Below are 16,059 nucleotides of genomic sequence, written 5' to 3' on the forward strand. Positions count from 1 at the left end.
GCTTACTTAAATGGCTTAATTGGTAAGCGAAGAAATGTTTGAGTATAAATACTCATCGCAAAAGTGACACGCTCCCATCTAGTCGAACAACTCGCGCATAGTTTTCTGGTGTCTCATCCTTAATCCAGTCAGCGGTTACGATCGCTTCCAAAATCGAAATAGTAATCAGTAGGTACGCCAGGGCATATATCTTATCTAACAAAACTAGATAGCCAATATTCGGCAGTGTTGAAGAGTAGGACTGCTGTAAAAATACAGTAGTTAGGAGTGCAGTCACGGATAGGGCAATGCGGGAATCAACATATTGTGGCTTGAGCAGCAATGCTCCCCAACTGGCAGCGACAACAATCACCAGAGGTAACAGCAGTTTCCAAACGAAGAAACTAACGGGTCGAGAGACAGTCAGGGAATATTGTAGAATCGAATACTGAGTTATATCTCCCAATCTTGGATCGCCAAAATTAGTCGTGTACTCATGAACTAGACTCGACACATCAGCAGCTTGAATTTCCCAGCCCGGAATTGATATCTTACTTGAGTAACCCGACTGCTTGTTGTCTGCTACGTAAACCATTTGGTCAACAGTAGAAACTGAATCTTCTAGCGAAATCGTTAGATTCTGCTGATCTAGCGGATACTTTGCCAAAGCAAACGGTTGGACAAAGCGACCTTCAACTCTCACAGCTTGAAAGAAACGACCGTCTGGTAGTTTTTCGGGCTTTTTATATGAGGGGACTGAAGTCGTGTCTGAGTCGCTAACTCCGTTGAAATACTCCAGGTTGGCAGTTGGGTCTAGGTTACCCTTCCACTTAAACCAAACATAAAAGTCCAGGGAGCAAGTATTGCTGGAGATATCAAGATCGTAGAGGTTCATTACAAAGATTCCTGTCTCAACCTGTTGTGATTGAGCAGGAATATCAGACAGTGGCTTGAATGTATCAGACTTTGTTTGAGGCTGAGCCGAAACTCTGACCCCACTACCCAACTGAGTCAAGAGAGCGAGCAGGGCAACGAAAAGTACAGAGATCAGCAGCTTGCGAGTAGGACTGCTTCTAGCGATGTGCATTTAACTAGGGAATCGCGTTTTGACGTTCACGAAAGCGGTGGCTGTCCGGTCTTCTCTGACAGTCTGGCTATGGTTGTTAAGTGTTTCAAAATAATCTTGGATTTGATAAGTCTTGGCCGCCCGAAGGTTGGTTAATTGGTTGAAGACTTTTTCGGTCAGAAGAAATTTACCCACTAGACCATATAAATGTAGTTGAAAGCATAGCACAAAAGCTGACTACCAGCAACATGACTGTGAGTTTTGTCTTGATACTTAATTGATTCAGTAATTGCATAGGATTTTTCATGATATTATTTACTTTATTTCTATAATGAGACATCATTGAGGACTTTTTATAAAGGCTTTGCGTGTCCCCATTCAAAAATACTATCTGAGGCAAATAGGTCTTTTTATGCCAATTGATTAACTCAGAACTGACACAGCTCGAAGCATATCATTGGAAGGTAAGCTCGTGAAACTTTTCAAACCGCTCTGTGGTCGTCATTATTTTTTACCTTAGTGAAACTAATACGTTTAATTTTGCCTATGCAGTTCAGATACCCGGCTTCTTAGAAAAGTTGGGTATCTTGCCTTCACCAAAGCTAGGCGGTTGTGAATAGCTGCTTCAAATCTTCAACGAAACTGGTGAAAAATTTGCTCTCATCAACCTGCAACGCTACCCAGGCATTGGCTCCTGTTTTCGGTGCAGGACGACTATCGATCGACGTTTGTCCCAGTGTCAACTCTCCTTTTGTTTCAACTCGGACTTTTGCCCTTTTCAACATCAAAGTTTCTGGATAAAACAGGTATCCCAAGGTTGCTGCATCATGGACAAGAAAACCTGGAATTCCTGCTGTTTCTCGATAACTCAAGGCTGTGCCAATCATGAACTCACAAAGAGCTATCAAGAATTGGGAAAGTTTACTCTCTGGATTCGCCTGAGTAACTGCCTGAGTCATATCTCGCGTGAAAATTAAGTGTCTGGTAACGTCCAACGGCATCACGACAATATCATCTCGGCTGTCAAATACTGTCTGAGCAGCTTCAGCATTAAACCAAATATTGAATTCGGCATGGGGAGTCACATTACCGGAACAGAAAAAAGCACCTCCCATGATGACAATTTCCTTGGCTTTTTTGAGGATGCCAGGACTTTTCGTTTCCGCCGCAGCGAGGTTTGTCACCGGACCGATCGCTACAATGGTAATCTCCCCTGGATCTGCGTTTAGCTCGTCGATGATGATTTCGTCGGAGTAGCGAGCATCCTCAAAATTATGGGTAGCTGCGGGTAAAGTATGAGACAGATTCCCCATCCCATCCGCCCCATGAATATGTCCGGCATCTTCCACAACTTGTTTGATGGGGACACCGCGACCCACTTTAATCTCTGGGAACCCTGCTAAATTTAAAATCTGCGACGCACAAGAAAAGGTGCGTTTAGCAGCGACATTGCCATCTGCGGAAGTAACGGCCACAAGTTCAGCGAGTCCTTGTTTGACTAAGCCCAGAAGCCAAAGGAAAGCATAAATATCGTCTCCGCCCGGATCGGTGTCGAGAATGATTCTGGGACGAGTGAGTTGAGTTGTCATAGGATAAGGTCCCTCAAGTAAGGGATGATTGTATAAAAGTCCGATCGGGATTAGTATCAAGGCAGCGATCGCGCTTCAAGTCAGCAGCAGCACCTCAATAAACCGATTCCAAGTCAACGCCTGTCCTCCTGTTTGCTCTTGCAAAAATGTGATTTCATCCTTAGACAGAGGTGGCTCTTTCAAACTGGCTAGTGCCGTATTCATCTCCTGCATACTGATGGTATCATCTGCATCAACATCAATCGGTAGGAAATAGGTGACAAATTCTGTATATCTCGACATCAACCGTTGATGGCGCAACATTAATTCGCCAAATTCCTCAAAGTCGATCGCACCACTGCCATCTCTATCCATGCAGTTGAACAGATAGGTAAGTTCACCCTCAGAGAGGACTTTTCCTGCCTGATGCAAGTGAGTTGCAAGCTCCTGGGTTGAGAGAAACCCACTGCGATCGCGATCGATTGCATCGAAGATGTAGCGCAAATCGCCTTTAATCGCAGGAGTTGCCTGCTCAAACAAGATATTGCGTTGCTGCCCCTGAAGTGCGGCTCTAAGTTGTTGCCGGAAGCTAGCAATAGTTTCCTTGGCTGCACGGAACCGCTGTCGATGTTCCTCTGGACTCGCCACTGTATGCAGAACCACAGGTACGAGTGAAGGCAGCGATCGCTGCAAAATCAGACAGCACCCAATCGCCACAAGGGAAAAAGGCACGGACAGAACCGGTAGCTTCAGCAGCGAGAACAGGGGTGCTAAGAGAATGCTGGCGATCGATGCCAAGAAACCACAGATCAGACCAATCGAAATGCTGAGACGGTTTGGCGTGTAAAACACTCCCCCAATTGCCGTCGCGGTGAGAGCTGCATTGTAGCCCCACAAACCCGTATACAGTTCATCCGGCTTGGCTCCCAGCAGCAAACCGGCTAGCAGGTACATGGCGCAACCCAGCAATCCCACGACTGCCCCAATCGGGGTACAGATGGCAATGCCTAGGACGACTAGCAAAACTGAAACAAGCTTGTCTGAGAAAAAGATCTGCCCCAGACCCATCGGCAATGATTGTACCAAGCGAAATCCGTCAATTGCACCCGCTGGAAAAGGGGGTGGCGGCGGCCCCAGATCGAAGAAGGGTTGGGACACAAATGCCAGCAGGACTAGAAAAGTCAGCATCACCCCATTAAATGGGATGCCCAGTGGAGCAACTCGAAACCGGGTGGCAAACCACGTCCCTACCGTCTCCATCGCCACCGCTGCGAGAGCAGACAGGATAATGATGGCGATCGCCCAGACAGGATTCCAGGCTCCACCATTGCCAAACGCCCCAAAGAACGCCATCGCGGCACCAACGAGCATTCCATTCTACCCGAAGATCCCATTCTGGATGGCGCCTGGATTGGCTTTGAGGGCGATCGCCATTAGCGTTGCGCTGGCAGTCCCGACTAAGCTCATGCTCCCCAGCCAGGGAGACTGAATGAACATAGCAGCGAGGATTAGCAATCCACTTAAAGGGTTGTTGACAAAAATGACCTGACTAATTCCCCGCAAAGTGGCGTTGATGAAATCGAGCAGGGGTTGATTTGCGAGGCTCTGATTGAGGGCTTGCATTGTACCCAGCCCCGATAGAAGTCCCTTCGGCTTCTGAAATGAGGGTTCCGGTGCTAAAATCCGCGAAATCAGTTCGTGTAAGGGTAATGGCTCGTCGTTTGTTGTAGCCATAGAATGAGCGTTGCTTATTGGTTTGTCAGTTTTGAGGAAATAAATTAAGGGGGTTTTCCGCCTAAATGCAGCGGTTTAAGGCGTAATCTTTGGATTTTCCCAACTTTACCTCAATTACAGATAATGCAATATAAACTCAACCATAGCACGGGCAGCGATCGCAAACTTTCCGTATTTTTCTGTCATTTCATCAAAGCCTGTTACCAGTTCATTGAGCAAGGCAACAACTTCTTGCTCCGACATTGTATGTCTCAGAAATTAAATAGTAATCTCTCACCATTAGTAGCGATCGCATTTCAGTAAGCCAAAGCTTTTCTACTAAAGATATCGTCACCCTTTTAGTAGAAAAGCAGACCTCAAAGTCATCAAAAAACTGGCATCAATTTATTGATTTTTGACCAGATCTTCCCGAGACTTATACTTCGAGCCATCAGGCATAATAGCGCCTTCAAGCAAAGCACCACTCAGGTCTGAAATGCTAACTTTAGCACCTTTGAGATTGGCACCACTTAGGTAGGCACTCTTCAAATTAGCACCACTCAAACTAGCATTTTTCAAATTGACGCCGCTCATATTTGCATTGCTCAAGTCCGCACAAATTAAATTAGCCTCACTGAGGTTGGCATTACTGAGATTAACCTGACTTAAGTGAGCAAAACCTAGCTTGGCATGGCTGAGATTAGCACCCGCAAGTTTAGCTTGACTGAGGTTAGCATTATCGAGGTTGGCATGGCTCAAATTTGCATTACTGAGATCGGTATTACTCAAATTGGCTGCACTCAGATTGGCCCCAGAGAGATTAATAGCTATTAACTCTGCATCAGGAGAATCCAATCCTCTGAGAGAAACACCATCTTCATTCAAATCTTGAAGTGCCAGAATTCTTGCATAGCTAACTTTTACGCCGTTTGCTGCATCGATCGTACTCCAAGCTTGGTAGTGAAATTGCTTCCGGCGATCGGGAGCTTCCTTAATGAATAAAACTAAAGCAACGACAAGACTGAGAGCATCAGCACTCTCCAAAATCTCTGCCAGCAGAGAATTCTCCTCCGCCACCACATAAATTATGATGAACAGAACCGCTGAAACGCTAGCCACTAACCAGGCGGGTTGTGTCCAAAAATTATTAATGAATTTTCCTAAAATTCCTTTGATAAATTCACCCGATCGCTTAACGAATGATTGACCCTGAAATTGCTGATAACTATCAGTTATTTTCGAGAGCATTTTTTGGATAATTTCACTATCCAACTGAATGGGTACTAAAGGCTTTTTCTGTTCCTCGGTTTGTGGTGCGATCGGCTTAGATTCGTTGAGTAATTGTGTCTTTGATTCTTTTGGCTGATTGTGGGTGACATCTTTTTCATGTGGGACAACCTTTGGTGTAGAAACTACAACTGCGCCTTTTAACATCAAACCTGTAATTGCTCTGTAGGCATCTGTCCACGCCAGCTTTACTTCTGGAGTCCAATCTTGCTGGAGAGACTGCTCAAAAGCCATCAGCAGTGCGTCTCCAACTGGACCGTAATATTTGGGAATTACCCCATAGCCGATGTGTCTGCCTCCTAAGGCATTGAGAACTGGCCCTAAAGCCTCGGGAGAGCGGAGATTTTCTACTACCAATACCAAAGCATTTATGAGCTTTTTCTGTTGTTTCTCAATAGCGACATTGGCAAAAAGCGGTTTAAATTCTGGGTGAGCGATGAAGAGGTTTTCGTAGAAGCTAGCGGCAAATTCATCAGCACGAGGTTTGATTCTCTCGAAACTGCTTTCCAGTATATCTACGGCTAATTCTGGCTCTTTTTCGGGAACTGATTCTAGTGGGTGATTAGCTGCTATAGTCACCTGTTCCTCGGGAATTATCTGTGCTTTTAATTGGACTTCTTCACGTGTAGTTTCTACACCGGCGCCTTTTAACATCAAAGCAGTAATTGCTCTGTAGGCATCTGTCCACGCCAGCTTTACTTCGGGAGTCCAATCTTGCTGGAGAGACTGCTCAAAAGCACTTAGTAGTGCGTTTCCAACTGGACCGTAATATTTGGGAATTACTCCATAACCGATGTGTCTGCCTCCTAGTGCGTTGAGAACTGGCCCTAAAGCCTCTGGAGAACGGAGATTTTCTACTACTAAAACCAGAGCACTTATGAGCTTTTTCTGTTGCTTTTCCATATCAGTTTTGGCAAACAGCGGTTTCAACTCGGGGTGAAATGTAAACAATTTTTCGTAGAAGCTAGCGGCAAATTCATCAGCACGAGGTTTTATTTTCTCGAAACTTTGCTCTAAAAGTTCAACATTTAAAGACATATTTTTGTTTTTCTCTTGCAAGTTGACGATCCCTTGTCTAAAGACAGGATTTTTTAACTATCCGGCTGTGATGAATGCTTTTGATAGAGTGTTTGGAACCTGAGAGTTTCTTGGCTGACGCCAAGGCGAGATATTACAAACTCAAATTTTCCAACTCTTGCCACAGGGTAGTCATAAACTCCTCTGCATCGTTGATGCCCATTTCTCCTAAAGCTTTCCACTCTTCACTGGTGTAATCTAAATCGAGTCCCATCACATCTTGAGTCCAATAGGGCAAATTAGATGGGTTTTCCATTAGGTCACAGGTTATTTTTAAGATGTCTGTTCCGGTCGTCTTTTTTCTAGCCTTTGTTGCCAAGCAAAAGGAGAGCAATTTGGCCAAATTACTTTCTGGTGGAATGGCTATTAGAAAGGCCATATTTTGTGCTAGTACAAACTTGTCTAACTTCATTGGATATTTTCCTCTTCCTAGTTTTAAGGTACTCTCGTAAATAATTTTTTTCGCTCAATGAAAGCAACAGAACTTACGCTGCTTTCATTTTATTATACTATCTATAGTATTAAAGCGGTTGTGACGCATATTACAAGTATAGTCTGTGCGTCAGTCCTAACAATTTATATTACCTCAAAATTAAATTTTTGTCTTCTAGACCTAGAATTTCCCTTGGCGGGAGAGATGCTAAGTATCTAGCATCTCTATTGAGAAGGCTGCGCGATTTGTCATCACAATTGAACGCTCCAGAAGTTATCAATAATCAGAGTAAAAGTTTGCGATGTTATGGTATAGTTTGGAAAAATATTACTGAACCTAATGGCTTTCGGATTCCCAATGAAGACGAGCTAGTAAATGTTCCGTACCAGTTTTAAATATCTGCTAATGAATGCGGCAGGGTGCATGGCTTTTTTAGTGAAAATGTTTTTTATATTGTCTGGCTAGACCCAGACCACAATCTTGATAGTTGAAATTATGATAAATTATCCACGGTCAGGACACGGCAGTGCCCTTTTCCTACAACATAATTGGGTGATAGTTACGTCTCTGGCGATCGCCTGTTTTGAAGTGGGGCAACGGCATTGCCTTGTCCGACTTGCTATTACGCAATCCGACTCCTAGAAACCGGGTTTTTTACCGAGTCTGCGGGCTGCGACGAACTATTATCATCAAAAAAAATGGTTTCTGAACCCGATGCGTCCAGGACTAATTTTAATAAAATTTGGCATAGAGAGCTGAAATAAAATTAACGCTTAAAAAGCCTACTGCGAGTACGAGAATGATAAAGATGGCGATAGTGAAAATAGACTTTAGCCGATCGGCAATTCCTGATTTTTCTGAGTTCATCGGTCAATTTTTGCAGTAAATTTTATCCGGGCAATTGAGAAACAGTAAATTATACCAATGCGCGCACAAAAATGCAACTCCAGACAAGATCCAAACCCCGATCGCCCTCAGTAGGTCGCATTTTTTTAACTTTTAATCTAAAATCTAAAATCTAAAATCTAAAATAGTCTTAGGCATTGTTCGGTTAGCCTGGGCAGCTATTGTCGATCGCCCGAACCCGATGACCCTAACTCCTGTAAAATAGAGGGCGCGTTGGGGCGAACCTTTTAACAGCCGGAATTGGGCGCGATCGCCGTCTGCTCCCAAATACACAATCAGATGTCAGTCATCCTTTGCTTACTGACAAAGGTAAAAATAGAAGAGTTTCAGGAAATAATCTAAAACATATAACTGAAAAAAGGATAGAAATAGATGCTCCACCCAGTCTCGCAACCTTACCAACAACGAGAAAATACTATGACTCAAAGAGCCGTGCGGAAGCCAAACCCCTATGTTGGAAACCAGTTGAGGCAAAGTTTTCCTCAAAGGCACTGGCTGGAGCTGGCAGAGTACGCCTCTCTGGCGGCCTCTGGTGTGGGTTCCCTGGCGGTGGCTGTGTCGGGTCAAGCTTTTTACGGGGTGGCTCCCCTAACTTTGGCTTTGTCCCTGAATGTTGCTAACAGGTATCGGTTCGAGCAGCAAGTGCGGGTGCATCAAAATTCGGAAATGGCTCAAGTGCAAAAGTCTGTAAATAAGGTCGAAAAAACAGCGGTGACGGTAATTGTTAAATTGCGCAAGCAGTTGTCAGCAGATATTGCAGCCCTGCGCCAGCAAATGGCTGCACTGCCTAGGGCAGAAGGCTTTGAGGAGTCGATCGACATCCAGCGGCAGTTGCTGAGTTTAGGAGAGTCGGTAGCTTCTTTGCAAGAAATCGTGGCGTCTGCTGTGCTCGATGTCCGCCAGCAGGTGAGCGCACAACTGCAAGATTTATCGGTTGACCAATCGGCGAATCTCCAAGCTGTGGAACAGGCTATAGAGCAACTGCAAAGCGCCACGCAAGGCTTGGCAGAAACTTCTATCACCCGAGACGACTGGGAAGTAGTAAATACTCGATTTTTGGAAATCCAGAAAGTCATGGCAAATCTGCAAAGCCAACTGCAAGCTCCCGCGCACCAATCGACTGGTGATTTGTCAATCGTCCAAGCTCAAATCCACCGTTTGGAACACGAGCAGCAAGAAGTTGTTAAACCTCACCTCAAGCGCTTAATCTCGGTTGTCAAGGAGTTGCAGCAGAATAGTCAGTAGTTATTAGTCATTAGTCATTAGTCATTAGGAAGATTTTGTCACTCTCCGACTCTCCGACTCTACCGCGAATAGATCCCAACTTTTTCGACAAATGTGTTACAAAATGAAAAGCTAATCTGCGTAGTTCACCTGTTTTCAACTTGCTACAACAAAATTCTATGACTGCAACTGTCACTCTTGCTGATAACCCGTTACTAATCGGTCAAGGATTGCCTCCATTTGACGCGATCGAACCAGAGCAGGTAGTCCCCGCTGTTACCCAACTGCTGACCGAACTAGAAGCCTCGCTAGCTGCCTTAGAATCGTCTGTAGAGCCGACTTGGAGCGGTTTAGTAGAACCCTTGCAGCGGCTCGGAGAGCGTTTAAATTGGAGCTGGAGCATTGTCGGACATTTGATGGGGGTGAAAAATAGCCCGGAACTGCGATCGGCTCACGAAACAGTGCAGCCGGAAGTAGTAAAATTTTGGAGCAAGCTCAGTCAAAGCAAACCGCTTTATGAAGCTTTTAAAGCGCTGCGGGCTAGCGAAAATTGGGACAGCTTAGAGTCAGCTCAAAAGCGAATTGTCGAAGCCGCTCTCCGAGACGCCCAACTCTCCGGCGTCGGTTTAGAAGGCGATCAAAAAGAGCGTTTTAATGCCATTCAATTAGAATTGGCCGAAATTACTACCCAATTTTCCAATCACGTCCTCGACGCTACCAAAGCATTCAGCATCACCCTCACAAACAAAGACGAAATTGACGGTTTGCCGCCGAGTTTGTTGAGTTTAGCAGCTCAAGCCGCTCGCAGCGCGGGCGAAGAAAATGCGGATGCCGAAAACGGCCCTTGGCGGATTACTTTAGACTTTCCGAGTTACGGCCCTTTCATGCAGCACAGCACCCGCCGCGACTTGCGCGAAAAGTTGTACAAAGCTTTTATCAGCAGAGCCAGTAGCGGAGAATTGAATAACTGGCCGTTGACCGATCGAATTTTAGCTTTGCGCCAGGAAAAAGCTGCTTTGCTCGGGTTTAGCAGTTATGCCGAATTGAGCTTGGCGAGCAAAATGGCTCCCGACGTTGCAGCAGTGGAAGCTTTGTTAGAAGAATTGCGCTTAGCTAGTTACAGTGCTGCTGTCAAAGATTTAGAAGAATTGAAAGATTTTGCTGCCGAAAAAGGCGCGCCGGAAGCTAAGGATTTAAAGCACTGGGATATCGGTTTTTGGTCGGAAAGGCGGCGGGAAGAAAAGTTTGCTTTTAGTGCCGAAGAATTGCGCCCTTACTTTGCTTTGCCGCAGGTATTAGAGGGGTTATTTGGATTAGTCAAGCGGCTGTTCGGCGTGACAGTAACTGCGGCGGACGGTCAAACTCCTGTGTGGCACAAAGATGTGCGCTATTTCCAAATAGATGACGAAGCAGGAAATAGGATCGCCAATTTCTATTTAGACCCCTACAGCCGCCCCGAGGAAAAGCGCGGCGGTGCTTGGATGGACGAGTGCGTGGTGCGCGCTAAATTTGTGGAAGCGTCCAAGACAACCACGCGGTTGCCGGTGGCTTATTTGGTGTGCAACCAAAGTCCTCCGGTTGACGGCAAACCGAGTTTAATGACTTTTTTGGAAGTCGAAACTTTGTTTCACGAATTCGGTCACGGTTTGCAGCATATGCTGACAACGGTAGACTATCCGGGGGCTTCGGGCATCAATAATGTTGAGTGGGATGCGGTGGAATTGCCCAGTCAATTTATGGAAAATTGGTGTTACGACCGCGCGACTTTGTTCGGGATGGCAAAGCATTACGAAACCGGGGAAACTTTGCCGGAACACTATTACCAAAAACTGCTAGCAGCGCGCCACTACATGAGCGGCACCGCCATGCTCAGGCAAGTACATTTTAGCAGCGTTGACATCGAATTGCACCACCGCTACCGATCGGGCGGCAGCGAAACAGTGGCCGATGTCCGCAACCGCATCGCTAAAACTACGACTGTTTTGCCTCCTCTGGAAGAAGACGCATTTTTGTGCGCTTTCGGACACATTTTTGCGGGCGGCTATGCGGCGGGGTATTACAGTTATAAATGGGCGGAAGTCCTTAGCGCTGATGCTTTTGCGGCGTTTGAGGAAGCGGGTTTGGAAGATGAAAGTGCGATCGCATCTACAGGCAAGCGCTTCCGAGATACAGTGTTAGGATTGGGCGGCAGTTTGCACCCGATGGAAGTGTTTAAAACTTTCCGGGGACGCGAACCGAGCACTAAAGCTTTGTTGAGGCACAGCGGTTTAGTTGCGGCTTAATTAAGTGTGGAATAATTAGGGATTAATGCGGGTGAATTTATCTGCATTAATCCCTGTTTTTTGTTGAACAAGATTTAGGCATATTCTGTATGTGTAGGCTGCGGTGTGGATGAAGTCTTACCGCTATTCAGATTCCAGGTTTATTAAGCACACAACAGATCGTTCGTTCCCCGTAGGACACGGCATTGCCGTGTCCCTACAATTCATAAACCTGGAACACGCTATAATTCATGCGTAAAACTTTTTGCGTAAGTTTTATTGTTATTTTTGCGTAAGTTTTATTATTATAAAATTGATAATTGGAGCCACACTTTTTTTATTGGTATTAATAGGACTAAAATTTTCACTACAAACCCATTTTATTGTAGAACATCATGCAATAAACATCTGTAGTTTGGCACATCATCCCCAATATTGCGGTGAAAAATCGGGCAGAAAGTGCGATCTCCAGCAGATTTTTGTTTAGGTTGAAGGCTCATCAAACCCGCATTTGCAAATATTTGCTGTCATTGAGCGCTGATTATACTTAACTTTCCCTCTCCCTGCAATTAACTTTATATTTCGCAATATTTAAGGGTTGTTTTCTCGATACAGCTAATGCTTTTATTAGCAACTAAAAATCGACGGTTTTACCGAATCTTTAAGATAGAGCGGCAACAGCGAGTCTTTTTTAAATTTTTGATAAAGAACATGGTAATCGGCGTCAATAGGGTCAAAAAATTAGGTATAAACTAAAACACTTAGTTGGGATTAATTTAAGGATTGTCATAAAAAATCTTTGTATATTATATGATAAAAAGTAAGGATTGATAGTCAATCGTTCACCTACAGATTAAGATTTTCATGGATATTCAATTAATTAATATCGGTTTTGGTAACATTGTGTCTGCTAATCGAGTGATTGCCATTGTCAGTCCCGAGTCAGCGCCAATTAAGCGGATTATTACTGATGCGCGGGAGCGGGGACAACTGGTTGACGCAACTTACGGCCGCCGCACGAGAGCGGTAATTATTACAGATTCGAGTCACGTCATCCTCTCGGCGATTCAGCCGGAAACGGTTGCTAATCGTTTTGCGATCGGCAAAGACGCTCAAGGTCGGGATGATTGAGGTTGGTCAGTTGCAATTTAAGCGTTTACAGTCTAAAGTAAGCGGAAACTTAAATTGTTACACGTTTCTATTCTCAAAATGAAATCCGGTAAATTAATTGTTCTGACGGGGCCTAGCGGTGTGGGGAAAGGCACCTTAGTACGATCGCTCCTCAATCGCCATCCCGAATTGTATCTTTCGGTATCGGTGACAACTCGATCGCCCCGTGAGGGAGAAATTGAGGGAAAGCATTACTATTTTGTCAGCCGCAGCCGCTTTGAACAAATGGTTGAGGCTGGAGAATTGGCCGAATCGGCCGAGTTTGCCGGTAATTTTTACGGTACTCCTTATTTGGGTCTCAAACAAGGAATCGGTGAGGGAAAATCGGTAATCCTGGAACTTGAGCTGGAAGGGGCGAGGCAAATTAGGAATAATTTTCCAGAGGCGCTGCGAATTTTTATTTTACCTCCTTCTTGGGATGAGTTGGAACGGCGCTTGCGGAGTCGGGGTCAAGATTCCGAAAGTGCGATCGCCCGTCGGTTGCTGCGGGCTAAAGAGGAAATTGAAGCTGCGGGGGAATTTGATTTTCAGGTTGTTAATGATGATTTAGAAGTTGCTTTGAAAAAACTGGAATCCATATTGTTTCTTAGCGACGTAAAATGAGGGGATGGGGAAAAATTTTGAGTTTCGACTTGGGAGATGGGAAGAAAGAGATAGAATTTGATGATTTTCCTAAATGCAATTTCCTTCGCTTGGACGATGTGCAGATTTTTTCCTCGCGAGTGGGACGATCGCACTTTGGTATTCGGAGCGATGTCACCGAATTGGATATTACCCATTACCAATTACCCATTTTTCAGTCCGGGCTAAAACTTCGCTACTTTGTTTGATAGCAACACAAACTTTTAAATTCAATTCCAGAATATTTAAGGAAGGCGGAAATTTCCTGAGCGGTTCGATTTCGCGAGCAGAACAGCCCAACATTTCCATATAAGCTAGCGTCCACCCAATAGCTGCAATATCGTCTACATTGCCAGTACCCTCGCACAGGTGACAGCTAATTTCGCCCTCCGGCCCGCACTCGGGACAAACCCAATTTCCCACTTGTGAATAGGGCGGATTTGTGCGGGTTCCGGATGCAATTGTTAATGCTTTAATATGATTTTGAACTACTTGTTTAAAACCTCGGCTTTGGTTGCTGCGGTGCTCAGAATTGCCCTGCGCTCTCCCGATTTCTTCTGCTGGCTGTTGAAACGAAGGAAGAGATGCTGTTTGGTTGTCCCTGGTTACTCTAGATTCGCCTAGGTTCGCAGTTAGCTGAATACCATAGCCTTTCGACTCCGAAGTCTGAGAGTGGTTGAGTGCGCTGGAGGAATCGGGTTCGCAAGTTGTGAATGATGTTTCTATTTGATCGGCAAAATCTTGCATTGAGAGATGATGTTCGATCGCCAAAGACCAAGTTCTTTTATGTCGGAGATCGCCATATTTTCTGGCTTCGGCCTCAGTAATGCCGATCGCCGCAGCCTCTTGGCGCAGCACATTCATCGAAGTCGTTGTATCTGATATCATGAGTTTGTTTGCAGTTAATTAACGATCTGCCGATCGGTATACAAATAAATTACCTTAGATCTAGTACAATAGTCCGGACTATTTTTATATCCTAGTCTGAAACCATTGATTTTCCGTTAGGAACTAGATTGCGCAATCGCCCTGAAACCCTTATTTTACGGTTGGCAATCACACACTGTCCGAAGTATTGATAGTAGCCTAAATCTAAAATCTAAAATCTAAAATCTAAAATTGGATGACTTCAATTCTTCCCGATACAGCGTTGTCTGTTGCCGGACTAACATCTTACCTGCAAGACTTGTTGGAGGGCGATCGCAACCTGCAATCAGTTTGGCTGACAGGCGAGGTGTCCAACGTTTCGCACCACCCCAGCGGCTGCTTTTTCACTCTGTGCGACACCGACAAAAGCGCTGCCATTCGCTGCGTGGTGTGGAATTCTCAGCGGCAAAAATTGGTGCAAATGCCCGCAAAAGGAGAACAGTTGCTGGTTTTGGGAAGCATCCGGGTTTACAAAAATCGCGGCGAGTACCAGTTGACTGTTGTGCAATCGCTACCGGCTGGGGAAGGATTGCAGGCTTTGCGGTTGCAGCAATTGCGCTCGCGCTTGGATGCTGAGGGTTTCTTCGATCCCGCCAGAAAGCGCCCGATTCCCGCACACCCGCAAATTGTCGCCGTGGTGACATCCGATACCGGTGCTGCTTGGGGGGACATTCAGCGGACTCTAGCCCAAAGGTATCCTGGTTTGCGGGTGTTGCTGTCGCCGACAGGAGTGCAGGGAGAATTGGCTGCTGCTGCCATTGCTAGGGCGATCGCTCGGGTAGAATTGGACGGTAGGGCTGATGCGATCGTTTTAGCGCGCGGCGGCGGTTCTGCGGAAGATTTGGCTTGTTTTAATGATGAGAGAGTTGTCAGGGCGATCGCGAATTGCCCGATTCCAATTATTACAGGAATCGGGCACGAAAGAGACGAATCTCTCGCCGATTTAGTAGCAGATAAACGAGCCCACACTCCCACTGCGGCGGCGGCTCAAGCTGTACCAATTTTGGCAGATCTTTACTTAGAACACAAGCAGCGAATGGTCAATTTAGCAAACGCTGTGCGGGCAAGATTTCAGACAGAAGAAGAGCATTTGCAACTGTTACAAAATCGATTAAAACGCTTGCCTGCCACATCCCGAACTTTGCGGCAAGTAACTGGTAAACTGGAGGTATTGCAAGAAAAGTTATCCGCACTGAATCCGGCAGCGGTTTTGCAAAGGGGTTATGCGGCGGTAATGCAAAGTGACGGTACGATCCTCCGCACAACTGACGGTTTGGAATTGGGAGAAGAATTGACTGTGAGGTTGAGTCGGGGCGTGCTGAAAGTTAAGATTGTAGAAGTATTGGATGCAGAAGAAAAGTTATGATTGATTCGCAGTTGCGCCAGTCTGACTGGAATTATGAGGAAACAGTCGATCGAATTGAAGCGATTATCGATCGGGTGGAATCGGGAGAGTTGCCTCTAGAAGAGGTTTTCGAGCAGTTTGCGGTAGCTTTGGAGTGTTGGCAGGAGTGCGAAAGTTTTTTGGCGCGGAGGAAGGAACAGATGGATTTGTCGATCGAGCTTTTAGCTGCGGAACCCGATTTTTAAGCGCAGATGAACGGGGATTAGGGCCGATAAATGTAGAGAAAATAGCGCGTTTTGCCGAAAGCCCGACAGGGAATTAATTTCCTATCGGAATGTGTGTCTGATACCATTTTTTTAAAGATGTGATAGAGATAAAGAATGTAAAATCCAAGACCATCCGGTAAGAAAACCAATGATACGCTCGGTGAAAGATGCCAAAATTTCCTGGACTTTTATGCGGAGTTCGTCAAGATTACTAAA

General features: G+C 45.5%; 15 protein-coding genes and 1 pseudogene. 7 read left to right on the forward strand and 9 right to left on the reverse strand.

Annotated elements, in window-relative coordinates:
• Positions 1–52: 52 nt before the first annotated feature.
• From QUA20_RS29760 to QUA20_RS29790, 7 genes and pseudogenes are all read right to left on the reverse strand, one after another.
• Positions 53–1,066, reverse strand: coding sequence for a hypothetical protein (locus tag QUA20_RS29760; protein ID WP_333193858.1), 1,014 nt, complete (start codon positions 1,064–1,066; stop codon positions 53–55).
• A gap of 581 nt (positions 1,067–1,647) precedes the next feature.
• On the reverse strand, positions 1,648–2,634 hold the full coding sequence (locus tag QUA20_RS29765; RefSeq protein WP_333193859.1) for a nucleoside hydrolase: 987 nt from the start codon (positions 2,632–2,634) through the stop codon (positions 1,648–1,650).
• A 75-nt stretch (positions 2,635–2,709) separates the two neighbouring features.
• Positions 2,710–3,345, reverse strand: a complete 636-nt coding sequence (locus tag QUA20_RS29770) for an EF-hand domain-containing protein (protein ID WP_333193881.1) — start codon at positions 3,343–3,345, stop codon at positions 2,710–2,712.
• A pseudogene (locus QUA20_RS29775) lies at positions 3,319–4,347 on the reverse strand (urea transporter); the annotation flags it as partial. The gene QUA20_RS29770 and the pseudogene QUA20_RS29775, both read right to left, overlap by 27 nt.
• A 114-nt stretch (positions 4,348–4,461) precedes the next feature.
• Positions 4,462–4,590, reverse strand: coding sequence for a hypothetical protein (locus QUA20_RS29780; RefSeq protein WP_333193860.1), 129 nt, complete (start codon positions 4,588–4,590; stop codon positions 4,462–4,464).
• Between the two features lie 141 nt (positions 4,591–4,731).
• Positions 4,732–6,651, reverse strand: coding sequence for a globin domain-containing protein (locus QUA20_RS29785; protein WP_333193862.1), 1,920 nt, complete (start codon positions 6,649–6,651; stop codon positions 4,732–4,734).
• Positions 6,652–6,784: 133 nt separating this feature from the next.
• Positions 6,785–7,102 carry a hypothetical protein gene (locus QUA20_RS29790; RefSeq protein ID WP_333193863.1) on the reverse strand — a complete coding sequence of 106 codons (318 nt, stop codon included), beginning with the start codon at positions 7,100–7,102 and terminating at the stop codon, positions 6,785–6,787.
• A gap of 188 nt (positions 7,103–7,290) precedes the next feature.
• Between QUA20_RS29790 and QUA20_RS29795 the strand changes: the two genes are divergently transcribed.
• The gene (locus QUA20_RS29795; protein ID WP_333193865.1) at positions 7,291–7,518 is read left to right on the forward strand and encodes a hypothetical protein; all 228 of its coding nucleotides are present in this window, start codon (positions 7,291–7,293) and stop codon (positions 7,516–7,518) included.
• Positions 7,519–8,134: 616 nt separating this feature from the next.
• Here QUA20_RS29795 and QUA20_RS29800 read toward each other — a convergent pair.
• Complete coding sequence (locus QUA20_RS29800; protein ID WP_333193867.1) at positions 8,135–8,302, reverse strand: hypothetical protein; 168 nt, start codon at positions 8,300–8,302, stop codon at positions 8,135–8,137.
• A 99-nt stretch (positions 8,303–8,401) separates the two neighbouring features.
• On the opposite strand from QUA20_RS29800, the gene QUA20_RS29805 reads away from it, so the two are divergent.
• The 4 genes from QUA20_RS29805 to gmk all read left to right on the forward strand — a co-directional run bounded on the left by QUA20_RS29805 (position 8,402) and on the right by gmk (position 13,287).
• Positions 8,402–9,274 (forward strand): hypothetical protein, encoded by an 873-nt coding sequence (locus tag QUA20_RS29805; protein WP_333193869.1) that lies wholly within the window; start codon positions 8,402–8,404, stop codon positions 9,272–9,274.
• Between the two features lie 158 nt (positions 9,275–9,432).
• Positions 9,433–11,535 (forward strand): M3 family metallopeptidase, encoded by a 2,103-nt coding sequence (locus tag QUA20_RS29810; protein WP_333193870.1) that lies wholly within the window; start codon positions 9,433–9,435, stop codon positions 11,533–11,535.
• An 843-nt stretch (positions 11,536–12,378) separates the two neighbouring features.
• Positions 12,379–12,645 carry an extracellular matrix/biofilm regulator RemA gene (gene remA, locus QUA20_RS29815; protein WP_293332561.1) on the forward strand — a complete coding sequence of 89 codons (267 nt, stop codon included), beginning with the start codon at positions 12,379–12,381 and terminating at the stop codon, positions 12,643–12,645.
• 78 nt (positions 12,646–12,723) lie between these two features.
• Positions 12,724–13,287 carry a guanylate kinase gene (gene gmk, locus QUA20_RS29820; RefSeq protein WP_333193875.1) on the forward strand — a complete coding sequence of 188 codons (564 nt, stop codon included), beginning with the start codon at positions 12,724–12,726 and terminating at the stop codon, positions 13,285–13,287.
• A 168-nt stretch (positions 13,288–13,455) separates the two neighbouring features.
• Here gmk and QUA20_RS29825 read toward each other — a convergent pair whose 3' ends face one another.
• Positions 13,456–14,193, reverse strand: coding sequence for a hypothetical protein (locus QUA20_RS29825; protein WP_333193876.1), 738 nt, complete (start codon positions 14,191–14,193; stop codon positions 13,456–13,458).
• Between the two features lie 235 nt (positions 14,194–14,428).
• Here QUA20_RS29825 and xseA point away from each other — a divergent pair, with 235 nt between their 5' ends.
• Together xseA and xseB are read left to right on the forward strand one after the other, a co-directional pair.
• Positions 14,429–15,598 carry an exodeoxyribonuclease VII large subunit gene (gene xseA, locus QUA20_RS29830; RefSeq protein ID WP_333193878.1) on the forward strand — a complete coding sequence of 390 codons (1,170 nt, stop codon included), beginning with the start codon at positions 14,429–14,431 and terminating at the stop codon, positions 15,596–15,598.
• Complete coding sequence (gene xseB / locus QUA20_RS29835; RefSeq protein ID WP_172193258.1) at positions 15,595–15,822, forward strand: exodeoxyribonuclease VII small subunit; 228 nt, start codon at positions 15,595–15,597, stop codon at positions 15,820–15,822. Before xseA ends, xseB begins: the two co-directional genes overlap by 4 nt.
• Positions 15,823–16,059 lie beyond the last annotated feature (237 nt).

Source organism: Microcoleus sp. Pol7_A1 (genome assembly GCF_036701085.1).
Classification (GTDB): Bacteria; Cyanobacteriota; Cyanobacteriia; order Cyanobacteriales; family Microcoleaceae; genus Microcoleus; species Microcoleus asticus.

Excerpts from the sequence above, each read along its gene's own strand:
- QUA20_RS29760 (WP_333193858.1), bottom strand. The coding sequence starts at position 1,066 with ATGCACATCGCTAGAAGCAGTCCTACTCGCAAGCTGCTGATCTCTGTA.
- QUA20_RS29765 (WP_333193859.1), bottom strand. The coding sequence starts at position 2,634 with ATGACAACTCAACTCACTCGTCCCAGAATCATTCTCGACACCGATCCG.
- QUA20_RS29780 (WP_333193860.1), bottom strand. The coding sequence starts at position 4,590 with ATGTCGGAGCAAGAAGTTGTTGCCTTGCTCAATGAACTGGTAACAGGC.
- QUA20_RS29785 (WP_333193862.1), bottom strand. The coding sequence starts at position 6,651 with ATGTCTTTAAATGTTGAACTTTTAGAGCAAAGTTTCGAGAAAATAAAA.
- QUA20_RS29790 (WP_333193863.1), bottom strand. The coding sequence starts at position 7,102 with ATGAAGTTAGACAAGTTTGTACTAGCACAAAATATGGCCTTTCTAATA.
- QUA20_RS29805 (WP_333193869.1), top strand. The coding sequence starts at position 8,402 with ATGCTCCACCCAGTCTCGCAACCTTACCAACAACGAGAAAATACTATG.
- QUA20_RS29810 (WP_333193870.1), top strand. The coding sequence starts at position 9,433 with ATGACTGCAACTGTCACTCTTGCTGATAACCCGTTACTAATCGGTCAA.
- remA (WP_293332561.1), top strand. The coding sequence starts at position 12,379 with ATGGATATTCAATTAATTAATATCGGTTTTGGTAACATTGTGTCTGCT.
- gmk (WP_333193875.1), top strand. The coding sequence starts at position 12,724 with ATGAAATCCGGTAAATTAATTGTTCTGACGGGGCCTAGCGGTGTGGGG.
- QUA20_RS29825 (WP_333193876.1), bottom strand. The coding sequence starts at position 14,193 with ATGATATCAGATACAACGACTTCGATGAATGTGCTGCGCCAAGAGGCT.
- xseA (WP_333193878.1), top strand. The coding sequence starts at position 14,429 with ATGACTTCAATTCTTCCCGATACAGCGTTGTCTGTTGCCGGACTAACA.
- xseB (WP_172193258.1), top strand. The coding sequence starts at position 15,595 with ATGATTGATTCGCAGTTGCGCCAGTCTGACTGGAATTATGAGGAAACA.